Here is a 16,629-nt window from a genome sequence, read left to right on the forward strand (position 1 = left end):
CTGTTCCCTTAAATTTTTTGCATTCGGAATGAAGCTGATTACCCTGCGTATCCTGTCCGGCGCTGCAATCCTGGCGTGTAGTTTTCTGGCGCAAGCCGACGATGTGGCGCCACTGAAGCTGGACCAGCAGATTCCGGTCGGTCCGCAGGTCAAAGTTGGCAAACTGTCCAATGGCCTGACCTATTACATTCATCACAACGGCCGTCCGGAGAAAAAGCTGGAGCTGCGGCTGGTCGTCAAGGCCGGCTCCATCCTGGAAGACGAGGACCAGCAAGGCCTGGCGCACTTCACCGAACACATGGCGTTCAACGGCTCGACGCATTTCAAGCGCAACGAGCTGGTGTCCTATCTGCAGTCGATCGGCGTGAAGTTCGGTGCGGACCTCAACGCCTACACCAGCTTCGACGAAACCGTCTACATCCTGCCGATACCCACCGATAGCAAGGAGACCGTCGAAAAAGGCTTCCAGGTGCTGGAAGACTGGGCCTACGGCCTGTCCTTCAACGACGCCGACATCGACAGCGAACGCGGTATCGTGCTGGAGGAACTGCGCCTCGGCAAAGGCGTGGACGACCGCATGAACAAGGTGGTGCTGCCCAAGGTGCTGAACGGCTCGCGCTACGCGCAGCGCATGCCGATCGGTAAAGAAGACATCCTCAAGACCTTCAAGTACGACGCCATCAAGCGCTTCTACCGCGACTGGTATCGCCCGGACCTGATGGCGGTGGTGGCGGTCGGCGACATCGAGCCGGCCGAGGCGCAGCGCCTGATCGAGCAGCATTTCGGCAAGCTGAAAAATCCGGCCCATCCGCGTCCACGCGAATACGCCACGATTCCCGAGCGCCAGGATTCCGAAGGCATCGTCTTCACCGACAAGGAAGTCAGCGCCAACACGGTCTACATCCGCTACCCGATCCAGACGCTGCCGGCCGAGAAGACCTTTGGCGACTATCGCCAGAAGCTGATCGAGAACATGTACAGCTTTATCCTGAGCCAGCGCATGTACGAACTGACGCAGCAGGCCAATCCGCCGTTCCTGCAGGGCGGCAGCGGCATGAACAAGATCGTGCACGGCTACCGCTCGTTCGGCGCCGGCGCGGTACTGGGCAAGGACGGCGTTACGCCGGCCATCAACGCCCTGGTGGAAGAAGACCAGCGCGCGCGCCAGTACGGATTCAGCGCGTCGGAGCTGGAGCGCGCCAAGAAGGGCATGCTGCGCAACTATGAGCGCATCTACAACGAGCGCGATAAATCCGATTCGTCCGGCTACGCGGCCGAGTACATCCGCAACTTCCTCGAAGAGGAGTCGATTCCCGGCACCATCGCCGAATACCGCTACGTGACCCAGCTGCTGCCGACGATTACCGTGGCCGAGGTCAACGCCGCCGTGCGCGCGGCGATACCGGACAACCAGAGCAAGCTGGTGATCTACACCGGCGTCGACAAACCGGGCCTGGCGCAGCCGAAGGCCGATGAACTGGTCAGCATCGCCAGCGCGGCGGAAAAGATCGCCGTCAGGCCGATGGAAGAGAAAACCTATGCCACCCAGCTGATGCCGACGCCGCCCAAGGCCGGCAGCATCGTCAGCGAAACCGTCAACGCCAGGATAGGCGCCACGGAGCTGACGCTCAGTAACGGCGTCAAGGTGGTGCTGAAGCCGACCGACTTCAATAACGACCAGGTGATCCTGGGCGGCCTGCGCTACGGCGGCTGGTCGCTGCTGCCTGACAGCGACGTCTTCACCGCGCATTACGCCAGCAGCATCGTCGGCCAGATGGGCGTGTTGAACTACACGCCGAACGACCTGGTGAAGGTGCTGGCCGGGAAGAGCGTCAGCTCCAGCGCCAGCGTCAGTTCATTGAACGAGTCGGTGGGCGGCAGCTCCGGCAGCACGGACGTGGAAGCCATGCTGCAGCTGGTCTACCTGCAAATGACGCAGCCGCGCAAGGACCCGGCGATCTACACCGCCTACGTCGACCGCCAGCGCGAACTGGCGCAGAACAATCTGGCGCGGCCGGAGTCGGTGTTCTACGACACCGTGACCGCCACGCTGTACAACAACAGCCCGCGCGTGCTGCGCGCGGCACGGCCGGCGGACTTCGACCAGCTGGCGCTGGACCGCGTGCTGGACATCTATAACAGCCGCTTGTCGAGCGCGCGCGATTTCACCTTCTTCATCGTCGGCAGTTTCGACGTCGAGAAGATCAAGCCGCTGATCGCCACCTACATCGCCAGCCTGCCGGTGGGCGAGATTCCGGTCGCCTTCAAGGACGAAGGCGTGCGGCCGATCAAGGGCGTGGTGAAGAAGGAAGTGCATGCCGGTTCGGAGCCGAAGAGCACCATCTCGCTGTCCTTCACCGGCGACGTGGAATATTCGCGCGCCGCGCGCATGCGCCTGCAGGCGCTGGTGGAGGTGATGAACATCAAGCTGATCGAAACGCTGCGCGAGAAGATGGGCGCGATGTACAGCGGCGGCATGAGCGGCAGCATGAGCCGCATCCCGTATGGTAATTACACCATCAACGCCAACCTGCCGTGCGCGCCGGAGAACGTCGACAAGGTGCTGGCCGCCACCTTCGCCGAGATCGAGAAGATCAAGCAGAACGGCGCCGAGGAAGCAGACCTGAACAAGGTGAAGGCATCCTGGATCAAGGGCTACCGCAAGGGCCTGCGCGAAAACAGCTACTGGATGGCGTCTTTGCAGAATGCCTTCTTCAATAATAACAATCCAGAGGATATACTGACTTACGAGTCGCGCGTGAACGCGTTGACGACGGCGGACCTGAAAGAGGCCGCACAGCGCTATTTCGATACCAACAACTATCTGCAAGTAGTGCTGTACCCTGAGAAGTAAGGAGCAATCATGGCAAAGAAAAAAGAAGAGCTGGACCCGGAAACCCTGGAACTGATTAACTGGTGCATCGAAGTGGAGGGCTTCCTGGTGAAGGGCGGCGCCACGCAGGAACAGGCGCAGGAGCACATCGAAGAACAGGTGGAGTGGTTCACAGACCAGTTCTACGAGGGTCTGACGCCCGAGGAAGCGGCCAAGGAAGCCCTGGCTTAATCCGGAAAGGCGTCGTGACAGACGACGCTGAGTTTATTCCCCTCCGGGTCGCGGAAGTAGGCGCCGTAGTAGTTGGCGTGATACTGCGGCCGCAGGCCCGGCGCGCCTTCGCAGGCGCCGCCATGCGCCAGCGCCGCCGCGTAGGCCTGGTCCACCATCGCGCGCGAAGTCGCCATCAGCGCGGTCATCTGGCCGTTGCCGCAGGCCGCCGCCTGGCCGTCGTAGGGCGCGCCGATCACGAACAATGGCCGCGTGCCTTCCGCCGGCTGCCAGGCGGCCCACGGCCGCGAGCTGTCGACGAAGCGCTGGCGCGCACCCACCACCTGCATCAGGGCGCTGTAGAACGCCAGCGCCGGTTCGAAGTTGTTAATTCCCACATAAACGTGCGACAGCATTTGCTTCCTCCAGCAAGTGAGTATATCGTCAACATTTGGAGATGATAGCGTACGCGGAGACGAATAACTATGGGCAAAAACACCATGGAACTCACGCCGGGCGTGGCGCCGTTGCGCCGGCTGGCCGATCTGCCGGGACCGCGGGCGCGGCCGCTGTTCGGCAATGTGCGCGAGATCCGCGCCGAGCCGTTCCACCATGTGCTGGAACGCTGGGGACGCGAGCATGGGCCGCTGTACCGATTCCGCATCATGCGCAAGCAGATGCTGGCCACCGCCGACCGCGATCTGATCGCCGCGCTGCTGCGCGACCGGCCGGACGCGATGCGCCGCTCCAGCCGCACGGCGGAAATGCTCAACGAGATCGGCACGCGCGGCCTGTTCACCGCCGAGGGCGACGACTGGCGCCGCCAGCGCAAGCTGGTGATGCGGGCGCTGACGCCGGAGGTGATCCACAATTTCTTCCCCACGCTGACCGCGCTGACGGAGCGCCTGCGCCGGCGCTGGGCCGCCGCCACCGCCGCCGGCCAGCCGGTCGATCTGCTGCGCGACCTGAAGGCCTACACGCTGGACGTGACCATCGGCCTGGCGATGGGACAGGACATCAACACGCTGGAGCTGGAGGCGCATCCGCTGCAGCGCGATATCGAATTCCTGTTCAAGCTGGTGGCGCGGCGTTTGACCACGCCGTTCGCCTACTGGCGCGTGCCGGTGCTGAAGCGCGCGCAGGACCACGAGGCGATCGCCGCCGCCGCCCGCATCCAGCAGGCCATCTTCGGCTTCATCGCCGAGGCGCGCCGCCGCCTCGCGGAGAATCCGGCGTTGCGGGCCAAACCCTCCAACCTGCTGGAAGCGCTGATCGTGGCGCGCGACGAGCCGGATTCCGGCTTCACCGACGAAGCGGTGGTCGGCAACGCCATCACCATGGTGTTTGCCGGCGAGGACACCACCTCCAACACGGCCGCCTGGCTGATCGAGTTCCTGGCCGATCATCCGCAGGCCGCCGCGCGCATGGCGGACGAGGCGCGGCAGGTGCTGGGCGAGCGCGCCGTGCTGGACGACTATCATTTGCTGGACCAGCTCACCTACATCGACGCCGCCACGCGCGAGGCCATGCGCCTCAAGCCGGTGGCGCCGTTCATGGCGGCCGAGCCGAATCAGGACGTGGTGCTGGGCGACCTGGCGGTGCCGGCGGGGACGGTGATCTTCCTGCTGCTGCGCCACGCCTCCGAGCGCGAGTCCGACCTGGCGCAGCCGGAGCGCTTCATGCCCGAGCGCTGGCTTGACGGCGCGGGCGGACAGGGCGATGATCCGGGCCGCAAGCTGTTTCCGTTCGGCGGCGGGCCGCGTTTCTGTCCGGGGCGCTACCTGGCCATGGCGGAGATCAAGATGGTGATGTCGATGCTGGCGCGGCACTTCGCGCTGGAACGCGTGGCCGGCGCGCCCGCCGCGCGCGAATGCTTCACTTTCACCATGACGCCGGACGCATTGCCGGTGCGGCTGGCGCCTCGATTTATACCAAAATAACAGGGAGAGAAAACCATGTTCAAGAAAATCATCGTCGTCATTTCGGTATTGATTTTGCTGCTGCTGGCCTGGGCCGCGATCCAGCCGTCCACCTACAGCGTGCAGCGCTCGATCGCCATCAAGGCGCCGCCGGAAAAGATCGTCCCGCTGATCAGCGACTTCCACCAGTGGGCCCTGTGGTCGCCGTGGGAAGGGCTGGACCCGGCCATGAAGCGCACCTTCAGCGGTGCGCCGAAGGATCTGGGCGCGGTCTATGCTTGGGAGGGCAACAAGAACGTGGGTTCCGGCCGCATGGAGGTGGTCAGCCTGACGCCGGCCAAGGTCGGCATCAAGCTGGACTTCTTTGTGCCGGTGAAGTCCACCTCGGACACCGAGTTCGTGCTGGAGCCGCAGGGCGACACCACCACGGTGCGCTGGACCATGTCGGGCGAGACCGACTTCATGGCCAAGATGATGAATGTCTTCATCAGCATGGACAGCATGATTGGCCCGGCGTTCGAAAGCGGTCTGACGAAAATGAAAGCGGCAGCGGAAAAATAAGGAGGTAGGTGATGCGGACGGCGATGGTGGGCATGATGACATGGATGCTGGTGTGGATGCTGGCGTGGCCGGCAGGCGCCGCGCCGGTGCGGCATGACCATCCCATCATCGGCATCTGGCGCATCACGCTGCCGGATGGCCTGTGCACCGAAACCTACCGCATCCGCGCCGACGGCACCACGCTGGTGTTCAGCAACGAGGAGGTGGCCGAATCCACCTTCACCATCGCCGACAAGCCGGACAAGGACGGCTTCTACAAGGAGGTCGACACCATCGTCAAGGACAACGGCAAGCGTGACTGCAGCGGCGAGATCACCAAGCCGGGACAGCCCGTCACCAACTACCTGCAATTCCACCCGAGCGGCAATCTGTTCCTGATGTGCGTGGACCGCAACCTGCAACGCTGTATCGGCCCGTTCATCCGCGTGCGCGGCCTCGATATCTAGGCGCTGCGCCAGGCGCCGGGATTGACGCCAGCCCATTCCTTGAAGGCGTGGTTGAACGCGCTCTGCTCCTGGTAGCCGAGCAGGAAGGCGATATCGACCAGGCTCAGTTCCTGCCGCTTCAAATACTCCTTGGCCAGCGCAAAGCGGGCCTGGTCCAGCACCTGCTGGAAGGTGGCGCCGGCTTCGCTCAGCTTGCGTTGCAGGGTGCGCGGGGAGACCTTCAATTGATCGGCAATGGAAGCCAGCCGCACCTGGCCGCCCGACAGGCTGGCGGCAATCGCCGCGTGCACCTGCTGCGTGATGGCCGGCTGAGTGGCGGCGCGCTGTTGCAGCAGCTGTTCGGCGTGCTGCTGCAGCACCGGATACAGGCTGACGTCGGCGTTCGGCACGGGCCAGGACAGCATCATGGCGTTGAAGCTGGCGACGTTGGCCTCGGCGTTAAACACCGGCATATCGCCCAGCACCCGCACATATTCCTCGCGCAGCTCGGGGGGGCCGCCGTCGTGGGTCAGCGTCAGCTGGTTGGCGGGCAGCGTGATCCCGGCCAGCCAGTTGCTGAACACGCGGATGCCGGCGAACACGCTGTCGGCCAGGTGGCGCTGCGCGCTGCTGTAGTTGCTATGCCAGGTGTAGTGGGCGATGTCGTCGTCGATGGTGATGGCGGAGCGGCCCAGGTCATGCGCCAGCTGCTCGTAGCGCATGGTCTGCTCGAATACCTGGCCGAAGTCGCGGCAGCTCAGCAGGATCAGGCCATACACGGTGTAGGTGCCCAGCTTGACGCACTGGCCCACGTGCAGGCCGAAGTGGGGATCGTTGGCCAGCGTGGCGCCGATGTCGAGCAGGCGCACGTAGTCGTCGGCGGGCAGCGATTCCGGCAGCGGTTCCAGTGTGCCGGACGGCAGGCCGGCGGCCCGTTCCAGCGCCTGCGCGCTGACGCCGCGCCGGGCAGCGGCTTCCAGCAGCGTCTGGAGATACGAGCCGGCGACGCGTTTGGCATGATCGAACAAGGCGGATGTCATGAATGCGCAATACCGGTGGGCGGCATTGTTTTAATCTCAAGAGGTGAATAATCGGTGCGCGTCAGTATAACAAGCGCTCCGTCAGGGAGATAGAAAAACAATGAGACGCTGGAACGGATGGGGTGACGAGTCGGTCGCATTTGCGCTGAATGAGGAGGCGCTGGGATTTCTGGCGCAGCGCATCGGCACGGGCACGCCGGTGGCGGATGCGGAATTCGAGCAGGCCAGCGCGCAACTCAAGGTCTCGCGCCTGCCGGAGCACCGGCTGATCGACACGTCGCCGGAGGTCCGGCTGCGCAATGCGCTGGGCCAGAGCCTGCCGGACTGGCTGCGCCTGCGCTATGGTGTGATCGACACGGCGCCGGACGGCGTGGCGTATCCGGAAAGCGCGCAGGACGTGCGCGAGCTGCTGGAGTATGCGGCGCTGCACGGCGTGGCGCTGATTCCGCAGGGCGGCGGCACCAGCGTGGCCGGGCATCTGACGGCACCGTCGGGCACGCGCTCGGTGGCGGTGAACATGACGCGCATGCGGCAGTTGCTGTATCTGGACACCGAGTCGCAGCTGGCGACGTTTGGCGCCGGCGTGTTCGGACCGGACCTGGAGGCGCAGCTGCGGGCGCGCGGCTATACGCTGGGGCACTTCCCGCAGTCGTTCGAATATTCCACGCTGGGCGGCTGGGTCGCCACCCGCTCGTCGGGGCAGCAGTCCTTGCGCTACGGGCGCATCGAGCAGATGTTCCGTGGCGGTTCGGTGGAGACGCCGGCCGGCACCTTGCATCTGCCGACTTTTCCGGCGTCGGCGGCGGGGCCGGATCTGCGCGAGATGGTGCTTGGCTCGGAGGGCCGGCTCGGCATCCTGACCGAGGCGACCGTGCGGGTGACGGCGGCGCCGGCCTACGAGGCGTTCCATGCGGTGTTCTTCCCCAGCTGGTCTGCGGCGGAGACGGCGGTGCGGCAGGTGGTGCAGGCGGGATTGTCGCTGTCGATGCTGCGGCTGTCGAATCCTCTGGAGACCACGACCATGCTGGCGCTGGCCGGTCACAAGCGCATGATCTCGCTGCTGGAGCGCTACCTGTCGCTGCGCGGCTGCAAGCAGGGCAAGTGCATGTTGATGATCGGCGTCAGCGGCCGCAAGTCGCTGGCACGGGCGGCGCTGCGCGAGGCATTGGGGATGACGCTGCCGCATGGCGGCGTGCATGTCGGCCGTATGATGGGCGAGAAGTGGAAGCAGAACCGCTTCCGCAATGTCTACCTGCGCAACGCGGCGTGGCAGCATGGTTATGCCATCGATACGGTGGAGACGGCGGTCGACTGGCCGCGCGTGGAGATCATGATGCGGGCGGTGGAGTCGGCCGCCACGGTGGCGCTGGCGCAGTATGGCGAGAAGGTGCACGCTTATACGCACCTGTCGCACCTGTACGCGCAGGGAGCCAGCGTTTATACGACCTTTGTGTACCGGCTGGCGGGCGATTACGAGACCGATCTGGCGCGCTGGAAGTCGCTGAAGAAGGCGGCGTCGATGGCGATTGTGGAAAACGGCGGCACGATCAGCCACCAGCACGGCGTCGGCAGCGATCATGCGCCGTACCTGGCGGCGGAGAAGGGGCGGCTGGGGATGTCGGTGCTGCGTGCCTTGGCCGAGCATGTGGATACGCAGCAGATCATGAATCCGGGGAAGCTGCTGCCATGAGCCGCTCCCGCTTCGCGCTCGATTGGGATGTGGTCGTGGTGGGCGGCGGCATTACCGGCGCGGGGATTTTGCTGGAAGCGGCGCGTCGCGGTTTGCGGGTGCTGCTGGTGGAGCAGCGGGATTTCGCCTGGGGGACGTCGAGCAGGTCGTCCAAGCTGGTGCACGGCGGCTTGCGCTACCTGAAGGAAGGGCAGTTCGGTTTGACGCGCGAGTCGGTGCACGAGCGTGAGCATTTGCTGCGGCAGGCGGCTGGCCTGGTGGAGCCGCAGAGTTTTGCGTTCGGCGATTATGTGGGGCGCAAGCCGGGCAAGCGGGCGTTCCTCGCCGGGCTGGCGATTTACGACCGCATGGCGGGACAGCGGGGGCGGCACTACTACGGCCGCGAAGAGTTCGCGGCGCTGGCGCCGAATGTGGCCACGGACGGTCTTCAGGGCGGCATGGTCTACACGGACGCCAAAACGGACGATGCGCGGCTGGTGCTGCGCGTGTTGCAGGAGGCGCGCCGGCACGGCGGCGTCGCCGTGAACTACATGGCTGTCGAGTCGCTGCTGCGCGATGGCGCCGGCGGCGAGGTGCTGGGCGTGCGACTGCGCGACGGCTTGAGCGGCGAGCAGCACGAGGTGCGCGCGCGGCTGGTCATCAACGCGACCGGCGCCTGGGCCGACGCGCTGCGCGTGACCGACGCGGTGACACATCGGCTGCGGCCACTGCGTGGCAGCCATCTGGTGCTGCCGGCCTGGCGGTTGCCGCTGGCGCAGGCCATCAGCTTGATGCATCCGGCTGACGGCCGCCCGGTGTTTGCCTACCCATGGGAAGGCGTAACGCTGGTCGGCACGACGGACGTCGACCACAAAGAAAACCTGTCGCGCGAAGCGGCCATCACGCGGGCCGAATGCGATTATCTGATGGCCGCCTTGCACGCCCAGTTCCCGCAACTGCACCTGGCCGACAGCGACATCCTCGCCACCTACGCCGGCGTGCGTCCCGTGATCGACAGCGGCAAAGCCGATCCTTCCAAGGAAACGCGCGACCACATGCTGTGGCTGGAGCACGGCCTGCTGACTGTCACCGGCGGCAAGCTCACCACCTTCCGCGTGATCGCGCTGGACGCGCTCAAGCTGGCCGCAAGCCGGCTGCCGGAACTGCAAGGCCAGCTCACGCCGCAACCGGTGTTCACGGCCGCGCCACCGCTGCGCTACAACGCCGACCTGCCGCCTGGCCAGGCGCAACGCCTGCAAGGCCGCTATGGCGCCGCAGCGCAGGCGTTGGTGAATGCGGCGCAGACGGACGAACTTTCCTGCATCCCCGGCACAGAGACCATCTGGGCGCAGCTGCGCTGGGCCGCGCGCTGCGAGGATGTCTGCAAGCTGGAAGACCTGCTGCTGCGCCGCAGTCGCATCGGCATCCAGTTGCGCGGCGGCGGCATCGACATCCTGCCGCGCGTACGCGCCATCTGCCAGCCGGAACTTGGCTGGAGCGACCAGTGCTGGGAGGAGGAACAAGCGGCCTACCTGGCGCTGTGGAGCGCGCATTACAGCATGCCCAAACCATAACGATAACGAGACATCATGGCAGACCAATATCTGCTTTCCATCGACAACGGCACGCAAAGCGTGCGCGCGCTGCTGTTCGATGTGAATGGCAACCTCGCGGCCAAATCGCAAATCCACCTGCAAGCCTATTTCTCGGACCATCCCGGCTGGGCCGAGCACGATGCCGACGGCTACTGGAATGCGGTGGCCGCCGCCTGCCAGCAGCTGTGGCGCTCTACCGATATTCCGCGCAGCGCCGTCAAAGGCGTGGCGGTGACCACGCAGCGCGGCACCGTCGTCAACCTGGACCGCAACGGCCAGGTGCTGCGGCCGGCCATCACCTGGCTGGATCAGCGCCGCGTCGGCAAGCAGAAGCCGTTAAGCTGGTGGTGGCGCGCAGCGTTCAAGCTGGCGCGCGTGGAGGGGACGATTGAATACTTCCGCCGCGAAGCGGAGATCAACTGGATCGCCGAGCACCAGCCGGAGATCTGGGCCAAGACGCACAAATACCTGCTGCTGTCCGGCTTTCTGAATTACCGCCTGTGCGGACGCCACGTCGATTCGACCGGCTCGCAGGTCGCCTACCTGCCGTTCGATTACAAGCGCCACCAATGGGCCGGCGCGCGCGACTGGAAATGGCAGGCGCTGCGCGTGCGTCCGGACATGCTGCCGGAACTGGTGGCGCCGGGCACGGTGATCGGCGCCATCACCGCTGCCGCCGCTGCGGCGACCGGCATCCCTGAAGGCACGCCGCTGGTGGCCGCCGCCGCCGACAAGGCGTGCGAAGTGATCGGCGCCGGCAGCCTGGAACCGCACATCGCCTGCCTGAGCTACGGCACCACGGCCACCATCAACACCACCAGCAAAAAGTACGTGGAGGTCACGCCCTTCATTCCGCCATATCCGGCGGCGCTGCCGGGCGCGTACAGCACCGAGGTGCAGATCTTCCGCGGCTACTGGATGGTCAACTGGTTCAAGGAGCAGTTCGGCCACCTGGAACAGATGGCCGGCGCGGAACAGGGTCTGGCGCCGGAAGCGATGTTCGACCAGCTGGTGAACGAGGTGCCGCCCGGCTCCATGGGGCTGATGCTGCAGCCGTACTGGAGTCCCGGCATCCGCACGCCGGGGCCGGAGGCCAAGGGTGCGATGATCGGCTTTGGCGACGTGCACACGCGCTCCCATATGTATCGCGCCATTCTGGAGGGGCTGGCGTATGCGCTAAGGGAAGGGAAGGAGCGGATCGAGCGGCGCAGCGGCGTCAAGGTGACGGAACTGCGCATCGCCGGCGGCGGCTCGCAAAGCGACGCGGCGATGCAGCTGACGGCCGACATCTTCGGCCTGCCCGCCGCGCGCGCGCATGTCTATGAAACCTCGGGCCTGGGCGCGGCAATCGCGATCGCCGCCGGCCTGGGACTGCATTCTGACTTTGACAGCGCCACACGCGCCATGACGCGCCCGGGCCGCATCTTCCAGCCGATTCCGGCCAATCAGAAAATCTACGACCAGCTATATCGCCGCGTCTACCTCGGCATGTACAAGCAGCTGCAGCCGATGTACCAGCAAATCGCCGACATCACCGGCTACCCGGAACAGCTTTGAAACAAACCGGGGTCAGTGCCGACATTCAGACACGAGCTGTGCCGTAGCAGCCGCTACGGCACAGCTCGTGTCTGAATGTCGGCACTGACCCCGGTCGGGTTAACGCATCACCAGGGCTTTGACGGCGGCCAGGGAGGCGCCGCCGGTTTTGGTGGCTTGTACCTGATTGCGGCCGCCTTCCTTGGCCACGTACATGGCGCGGTCGGCCGCGACGAACAGCGACTCGGTGTTGTCCAGCTGGTGCGGATGGATGGTGGCGACGCCGATGCTGACCGTCAGCCACGCCGAGGTGGTCGAGCGCGGATGCGGGATTTGCAGCGATTCGATGTGTGCGCGAATCGATTCGGCCAGCAGGTAGGCCGAGTCGCCATCGGTCTCGGCAAACAGCAGCACGAATTCCTCGCCGCCGTAGCGCGCCGCCAGGTCGGTCGGCCGCAGCGCGTGCGAGGCGATGGCTTGCGCCACCTGCTGCAAACAGGCGTCGCCGGCCGGGTGGCCCAGCGTGTCGTTGTACAGTTTGAAGTGGTCGACGTCCAGCACCACCAGCGACAGGGGCTGGCCGCTGCGCATCGCGCGCTGCCATTCCTTTTCCAGGAAGGTGTCGAAATGGCGGCGGTTGGCGATCTTGGTCAGCGGGTCGACCATGGCGGCGCGCAGCAGCGTGTCTTCCGACTGCTTGTGGTGGGTGATGTCGTGCAGCAGGCCGATGAACAGCGGCTGGCGCAAATACATCGGCGTCAGCGTCAGGTCCATGCACACCGAACTGCCGTTGCGGTGACGGATGATGACTTCGCGCGTGCCGTGGTTGTGCGCCGTCTGCGGCGCGGCGGCGTAGCGTTCGAAGTAGTCCAGGTACTCCTGCGCCACCAGGGGATTCAGCAGCTCGGAGATGGTGCTGCCGGCCAGTTCCTCCGCCTGGTAGCCCAGGTATTTGTCGCAGGCGGGGTTGGTGAACTGGATGCGGCCATCGGCTTCGATGATCAGCAGGCCTTCGGCCATGTTGTTGACGATGGTGCGCAGGCGCTCGGCCTGTTCTTCGTGGGTTTCGCTGCGGCTGCGGATCTGCAGCTGCGTGCGCACCCGCGCGCACACTTCCGGCATGCGCAGCGGCTTGCTGATGTAGTCGACCGCGCCCAGGTCGAAGCCGGCCACCACGTCCTCGGTGCCGGTGCGGCCGCTCATGAAGATCACCGGAATGCGCTGGGTGGCGGCGTTGCTCTTGAGCTGGCGGCAGGTTTCGTAGCCGTCCATCCCCGGCATCATGATGTCGAGCAGGATCAGGTCCGGGTGGACGCGGCGCGCGATCTTCAGCGCGCGCTCGCCGCTGGTGGCGACGAAGGTTTGATATCCCTGTTCGACCATCAGCTTGCGCAGCGCGCCCAGATTCTCGGGCGCGTCGTCCACGATCAGGATTGCGGCGTCGCGCCGCGTGGCATAACTCAGACTTCCGGAATTCATTGGGATTCGCCTTTAACCGGGTAGGGCGTAGCGGCGTGAGTCATCGGTTGCGCGGCACGGCAACGGTAGCGGCAAGCAGAGGTGATTGGTGCGTGTTTCAACAAAGGCTGGCCTGATATGAAAGTGACTATCCGTTCAAATCATACCGCTTTGCAACCTTTAGAGGGGAAAAAATTCTGCGGAATATTGAGTATTGCTTCCGATGCATCGAGCCGCAGCCCTGCTGGTGCCAGATGGTGTAACTAATGTTGGCGTGATGTTATGGAATTTGCCGGTTTTGGTGACTTTTGGTGATAAAGTCGCGGCGGTGGTGTTGTATTTTTGCGGGCGGCCGTGGTCGTACAACGGCCGCCCGCAGTGGTGCTGCTTAGACTTTCGCGGCGATCAGTTTGCCCAGGATTTCGATGCCGTGGCGGATGCGTTCCGGCGGCACGGTGACGAAGGACAGGCGCAGCGTGTTGGTGGCCGGTTCGTTGGCGTAGAACGGCGAGCCGGGCACGAAGGCGACTTTCTGGGCGATGGCTTCATCCAGCAGTTTCATGGCGTCGATGTGCTTCGGCAGCGTGACCCAGATGAACATGCCGCCTTCCGGCTTGGTCCACTCGACGCCGGCCGGGAAGTGCTGGGCCATGGCGTCCAGCATCACCTGGCACTGGTCGCCGTACAGCGCGCGGATTTTCGGGATGTGCTGTTCCAGGAAGCCGTCCTTGATCACTTCGTGCACCACCATCTGGGTCAGCTGCGAGGTGTGCAGGTCGGCGGCCTGCTTGGCCAGTTCCAGGCGGCGCGCCAGGGGCAGCGGGGCCACCACGTAGCCCAGGCGGATGCCAGGGGTCAGCACCTTGGAGAAGGAACCCATGTAGATCACGCCGTCCGGGTTCATCGCCACCATCTTCGGCAGCGGCTCGCCCTTGTAGCTCAGGGCGCCGTACGGATCATCCTCGATCAGCGGCAGGCCGAGGCGGGCGCAGGTCTCCACCAGCTCCTGGCGGCGCTCGATCGACATGGTGCGGCCGGTCGGGTTCTGGAAGTTCGGCAGCGAGTACAGCATGCGCGCGCCTTCGGCCACGGCGTCGATCGACGACGGCACCAGGCCGTGGTCGTCGGTTTCCACCGATTTGAATTCCGGACGGTAGACCGAGAACGCCTGCAGCGCGCCCAGGTACGACGGCGTCTCGACCAGCACGCGGCTGCCTTCGTCGATCAGCACTTTGCCCAGCAGGTCCAGCGCCTGCTGCGAACCGGAGGTCATCAGCACTTGTTCCGGCACGATCTTGGCGCCGCCGACGGACAGCGAGTCGGCGATCCACTGGCGCAGCGGGGTGTAGCCGTCGGTCGGGCCGTATTGCAGCGCGACCTTGCCGTTTGCGCTCAGCACCTTGTCGTAGGCCGCTTTCATTTCGTCGACCGGGAAGGTCAGCGGCGACGGCAGGCCGCCGGCGAAGGAGATGATCTCCGGCTGCTGCGTGATCTTCAGGATCTCGCGGATGAACGAGGCTTGCAGTTGCTCGGCGCGTTCAGCGAAGCGCCATTCGATCGGATTCGGGTTTTCGATTTTCATACGTGTCTCATGAGTGGATAACAACAAGCTCGCTTGTGGCGTGCTTTTATAGAAGGAACGGCAGCGGCGAAGCGGCCAATAAGCTGCCGCCCGCTTACGCGACTTCCGCGATCAGTTCGATTTCGACGCAGGCGCCAAGCGGGATTTGGGCGACACCAAAGGCCGAGCGGGCGTGCTTGCCGGCGTCGCCGAAGACTTCGCCCAGCAGCTCGGAAGCGCCGTTGGTGACCAGGTGCTGTTCAGTAAAATCAGGCGTGGAATTCACCAGGCTCATGACCTTGACGATGCGCTTGACGCGGGTCAGGTCGCCGCCGACGGCCGCTTGCAGGGTGCCGATCAGGTCGATGGCGATGGCGCGCGCGGCGGCCTTGCCCTCCGCGGTGTCGATGTTCTTGCCCAGCTGGCCGACCCATACGCTGCCGTCGGCGCGCTTGGCGATGTGGCCCGACAGGAATACCAGGTTGCCGGTTTGGGCGTACATGACGTAGGCGGCGGCTGGCGTGGCCGGTGCTGCCAGGGTGATATCAAGCGCTTTGAGTTTTTCGTAAACAGACATGTGGTTATCCAATGATTAAGTGCGTTGCATGTGCGGAGACCGATATTGTACGTCTTGCCGCCGGGGATGCCCACAATTGAGGCAAAATCAAGATACTGTATGGTGTCAGCCGCGTTTTACCTGCATTTTGCGGCCCGTGCCCACCACGCCGATGACGGCGATTGCGAAGATCAGGGTTTGCCATTCCAGCGCCTCGCCCAGCACCACGGTGGCGCCCAGTACAGACAGAAACGGCTGCACCAGCTGTACCTGTCCCACCCGCGCCACGCCGCCCAGGGCCATGCCGCGATACCAGAAGAAGAATCCGATAAACATCGAAAACACGGAAACGTAGGCGAAGCCGGTCCACGCGGCGGCGCTGGCGTGGGCGATCCGCGCCGATTCCTGCCACGCCAGCCAGCCGACCACCGGCAACAGCGGCGGCGCCGCCAGGATCAGCGCCCAGCAGATGGTCTGCTGGCCGCCCAGCGTCTGCGACAGACGGCCGCCGGCGGCGTAGCCCATGGCGGCCAGCAGCACGGCGACAAAGATCGCCAGGTCGGCCGCGTGCAGACTGCCGCCGCTTTGGCGCAGCGCAAAGCCGATCACCAGTACAGATCCCAAGATGGCCATGATCCAGAAGCCGGCCGACGGTTTTTCGCCGCCCAGCAGGGCCGCGAACATGGCGGTGGCCAGCGGCAGCACGCCGACCAGCACCGCGCCGTGGGCGGCGGGCAGGCTGCGCATGGCGACGGAGGTCAGCCACGGGAAGCCGATCACGCAGCCGATGGCAACCATGACCAGCGCCGGCAGGGCGGCGCGCGGCGGCAGCGGCGCGCGCTTCCAGTACAGCCAGCCGCCGGCCAGTACCGCTGCGGCCAGCGCGCGGCCGAGGGCGACGAACATCGGCGACAGCCCGCCGTCGCCGCTGACGGCCAGCCGGGTGAAGGGCAGGGTCAGGCTGAAGATGGCGACGCCGATCAGGCCCAGCAGCATGCCGGTGGTTTCGTCGCCCAGGCGACGGTGGGTGGTGAGTACTGGCGTATTTGGGTTCATGGGTTTATGCTACGTGACAAAACCAGTACAGTACCAGTACACTTAATAACATAATCCATCATACTGTGACGGTAAAATGACCAATACACGACCACGCACTTCCCTGCTGGGCGCCGCTGCGGCGGCGGCAGCGGAAGCCGTCAACGAGGCGCTGGCCGCCGCCCACGCCCGCGCCATGGCTGCGCCGGCGCCCGGTCCGGCGGTGGCGTC

General features: G+C 65.0%; 14 protein-coding genes. 8 read left to right on the plus strand and 6 right to left on the minus strand.

Features of this window, described 5'->3' with window-relative positions:
• Positions 1–28 precede the first annotated feature (28 nt).
• Together GJ698_RS27820 and GJ698_RS27825 are read left to right on the plus strand one after the other, a co-directional pair.
• A complete protein-coding gene (locus tag GJ698_RS27820; RefSeq protein ID WP_154361103.1) occupies positions 29–2,854 on the plus strand; it encodes a M16 family metallopeptidase in 2,826 nt (941 codons plus the stop codon).
• A gap of 9 nt (positions 2,855–2,863) precedes the next feature.
• The gene (locus GJ698_RS27825) at positions 2,864–3,064 is read left to right on the plus strand and encodes a hypothetical protein (RefSeq protein ID WP_072780462.1); all 201 of its coding nucleotides are present in this window, start codon (positions 2,864–2,866) and stop codon (positions 3,062–3,064) included.
• Here GJ698_RS27825 and GJ698_RS27830 read toward each other — a convergent pair.
• Positions 3,061–3,459: a VOC family protein gene (locus tag GJ698_RS27830; RefSeq protein WP_154361104.1), complete on the minus strand. Its 399-nt coding sequence runs from the start codon at positions 3,457–3,459 to the stop codon at positions 3,061–3,063. The two genes, GJ698_RS27825 and GJ698_RS27830, sit on opposite strands and share 4 nt — an antisense overlap.
• Before the next feature lie 69 nt (positions 3,460–3,528).
• Here GJ698_RS27830 and GJ698_RS27835 point away from each other — a divergent pair, with 69 nt between their 5' ends.
• The 3 genes from GJ698_RS27835 to GJ698_RS27845 are packed head-to-tail and all read left to right on the plus strand — an operon-like array spanning position 3,529 to position 5,969.
• Positions 3,529–4,983: a cytochrome P450 gene (locus GJ698_RS27835; protein WP_229260198.1), complete on the plus strand. Its 1,455-nt coding sequence runs from the start codon at positions 3,529–3,531 to the stop codon at positions 4,981–4,983.
• A gap of 15 nt (positions 4,984–4,998) precedes the next feature.
• The gene (locus GJ698_RS27840; RefSeq protein ID WP_154361105.1) at positions 4,999–5,523 is read left to right on the plus strand and encodes an SRPBCC family protein; all 525 of its coding nucleotides are present in this window, start codon (positions 4,999–5,001) and stop codon (positions 5,521–5,523) included.
• A gap of 11 nt (positions 5,524–5,534) precedes the next feature.
• A complete protein-coding gene (locus GJ698_RS27845; protein WP_154361106.1) occupies positions 5,535–5,969 on the plus strand; it encodes a hypothetical protein in 435 nt (144 codons plus the stop codon).
• Here the strand turns inward: GJ698_RS27845 and GJ698_RS27850 are convergent.
• Positions 5,966–6,988 (minus strand): AraC family transcriptional regulator, encoded by a 1,023-nt coding sequence (locus GJ698_RS27850; protein ID WP_154361107.1) that lies wholly within the window; start codon positions 6,986–6,988, stop codon positions 5,966–5,968. The two genes, GJ698_RS27845 and GJ698_RS27850, sit on opposite strands and share 4 nt — an antisense overlap.
• A gap of 100 nt (positions 6,989–7,088) precedes the next feature.
• Here GJ698_RS27850 and GJ698_RS27855 point away from each other — a divergent pair, with 100 nt between their 5' ends.
• The 3 genes from GJ698_RS27855 to GJ698_RS27865 are packed head-to-tail and all read left to right on the plus strand — an operon-like array spanning position 7,089 to position 11,809.
• Positions 7,089–8,678, plus strand: coding sequence for an FAD-binding oxidoreductase (locus tag GJ698_RS27855; protein WP_154361108.1), 1,590 nt, complete (start codon positions 7,089–7,091; stop codon positions 8,676–8,678).
• A complete protein-coding gene (locus GJ698_RS27860) occupies positions 8,675–10,231 on the plus strand; it encodes a glycerol-3-phosphate dehydrogenase/oxidase (RefSeq protein ID WP_154361109.1) in 1,557 nt (518 codons plus the stop codon). The genes GJ698_RS27855 and GJ698_RS27860 overlap by 4 nt, the downstream gene beginning before the upstream one ends.
• 15 nt (positions 10,232–10,246) lie before the next feature.
• Positions 10,247–11,809 carry an FGGY-family carbohydrate kinase gene (locus GJ698_RS27865; RefSeq protein ID WP_154361110.1) on the plus strand — a complete coding sequence of 521 codons (1,563 nt, stop codon included), beginning with the start codon at positions 10,247–10,249 and terminating at the stop codon, positions 11,807–11,809.
• Positions 11,810–11,908: 99 nt separating this feature from the next.
• On the opposite strand, the gene GJ698_RS27870 is transcribed toward GJ698_RS27865, so the two are convergent.
• From GJ698_RS27870 to GJ698_RS27885, 4 genes are all read right to left on the minus strand, one after another.
• Positions 11,909–13,267: a diguanylate cyclase domain-containing protein gene (locus GJ698_RS27870; RefSeq protein WP_154361111.1), complete on the minus strand. Its 1,359-nt coding sequence runs from the start codon at positions 13,265–13,267 to the stop codon at positions 11,909–11,911.
• A gap of 367 nt (positions 13,268–13,634) precedes the next feature.
• Positions 13,635–14,828: an aminotransferase-like domain-containing protein gene (locus GJ698_RS27875; protein ID WP_154361112.1), complete on the minus strand. Its 1,194-nt coding sequence runs from the start codon at positions 14,826–14,828 to the stop codon at positions 13,635–13,637.
• 94 nt (positions 14,829–14,922) lie between these two features.
• Positions 14,923–15,384 (minus strand): RidA family protein, encoded by a 462-nt coding sequence (locus tag GJ698_RS27880; RefSeq protein WP_072780445.1) that lies wholly within the window; start codon positions 15,382–15,384, stop codon positions 14,923–14,925.
• Positions 15,385–15,489: 105 nt separating this feature from the next.
• Positions 15,490–16,419, minus strand: coding sequence for a DMT family transporter (locus GJ698_RS27885; RefSeq protein WP_166454954.1), 930 nt, complete (start codon positions 16,417–16,419; stop codon positions 15,490–15,492).
• Between the last annotated feature and the right edge of the window lie 210 nt (positions 16,420–16,629).

Source organism: Duganella aquatilis, assembly GCF_009674565.1.
In the GTDB taxonomy this organism is placed as follows: domain Bacteria; phylum Pseudomonadota; class Gammaproteobacteria; order Burkholderiales; family Burkholderiaceae_D; genus Rugamonas; species Rugamonas aquatilis.

Bases quoted from the DNA above. Each gene is read 5' to 3' on its own strand.
- GJ698_RS27820 (WP_154361103.1), top strand. From the start codon at position 29: ATGAAGCTGATTACCCTGCGTATCCTGTCCGGCGCTGCAATCCTGGCG.
- GJ698_RS27825 (WP_072780462.1), top strand. From the start codon at position 2,864: ATGGCAAAGAAAAAAGAAGAGCTGGACCCGGAAACCCTGGAACTGATT.
- GJ698_RS27830 (WP_154361104.1), bottom strand. From the start codon at position 3,459: ATGCTGTCGCACGTTTATGTGGGAATTAACAACTTCGAACCGGCGCTG.
- GJ698_RS27835 (WP_229260198.1), top strand. From the start codon at position 3,529: ATGGGCAAAAACACCATGGAACTCACGCCGGGCGTGGCGCCGTTGCGC.
- GJ698_RS27840 (WP_154361105.1), top strand. From the start codon at position 4,999: ATGTTCAAGAAAATCATCGTCGTCATTTCGGTATTGATTTTGCTGCTG.
- GJ698_RS27845 (WP_154361106.1), top strand. From the start codon at position 5,535: ATGCGGACGGCGATGGTGGGCATGATGACATGGATGCTGGTGTGGATG.
- GJ698_RS27850 (WP_154361107.1), bottom strand. From the start codon at position 6,988: ATGACATCCGCCTTGTTCGATCATGCCAAACGCGTCGCCGGCTCGTAT.
- GJ698_RS27855 (WP_154361108.1), top strand. From the start codon at position 7,089: ATGAGACGCTGGAACGGATGGGGTGACGAGTCGGTCGCATTTGCGCTG.
- GJ698_RS27860 (WP_154361109.1), top strand. From the start codon at position 8,675: ATGAGCCGCTCCCGCTTCGCGCTCGATTGGGATGTGGTCGTGGTGGGC.
- GJ698_RS27865 (WP_154361110.1), top strand. From the start codon at position 10,247: ATGGCAGACCAATATCTGCTTTCCATCGACAACGGCACGCAAAGCGTG.
- GJ698_RS27870 (WP_154361111.1), bottom strand. From the start codon at position 13,267: ATGAATTCCGGAAGTCTGAGTTATGCCACGCGGCGCGACGCCGCAATC.
- GJ698_RS27875 (WP_154361112.1), bottom strand. From the start codon at position 14,828: ATGAAAATCGAAAACCCGAATCCGATCGAATGGCGCTTCGCTGAACGC.
- GJ698_RS27880 (WP_072780445.1), bottom strand. From the start codon at position 15,384: ATGTCTGTTTACGAAAAACTCAAAGCGCTTGATATCACCCTGGCAGCA.
- GJ698_RS27885 (WP_166454954.1), bottom strand. From the start codon at position 16,419: ATGAACCCAAATACGCCAGTACTCACCACCCACCGTCGCCTGGGCGAC.